The 554-nt window shown below is 48.9% G+C and carries 1 protein-coding gene and 1 pseudogene; one reads left to right on the plus strand and one right to left on the minus strand.

Features of this window, described 5'->3' with window-relative positions:
- A partial coding sequence (locus tag R7Z77_RS27665) for a sodium:solute symporter family transporter (RefSeq protein WP_411913225.1) occupies positions 1-391 on the plus strand: 391 nt, incomplete at its 5' end.
- 75 nt (positions 392-466) lie between these two features.
- On the opposite strand, the pseudogene R7Z77_RS27670 reads toward R7Z77_RS27665, so the two are convergent.
- A pseudogene (locus R7Z77_RS27670) lies at positions 467-554 on the minus strand (GNAT family N-acetyltransferase); the annotation flags it as partial.

Consider the following 554-nt stretch of genomic DNA (forward strand, 5'->3'; position numbering starts at 1 on the left):
AGAAGAAGTGGTGATGATTGGCCGTGTGGGCGTTATCGTGATTTCTTTGATTGCATTGTTCCTAGCAATGACACCAGACAGCTCTGTGCTAGGTCTTGTATCTTACGCTTGGGCGGGCTTCGGCGCGGCATTTGGCCCTGCAGTAGTACTTAGCCTTTACTGGAGCGGTATGAACCGTAACGGCGCACTAGCGGGCATCCTAGTGGGTGGCGTGACCATCGTAGTTTGGAAACAGCTAACTGGCGGTTGGTTCGACGTTTACGAAATCGTACCGGGCATCATCTTCTCAACACTGGCTATCGTGTTGGTTAGCAAGATGACTGGCGGTGCAGGTCAAGAAGTTCTAGACCAACACCAAGAGTACAAGCAGAAGTTGGTTGATCTAGACTAACCGCTGCAAAGATGACAAAAGCCCGCGAATATCGCGGGCTTTTTTATTGTGTTTAAATCGGTTTAGCTAAGCGACTTATTCGCGGATTTTTGAGTAAATCACGGTGTTACTCAGCTCTCCCGATGTGGTAAGACGTTCGTTTCTGAGTTCGCCTTCAAACTCA

The sequence above is a fragment of the Vibrio sp. 1401 genome (genome assembly GCF_033340295.1).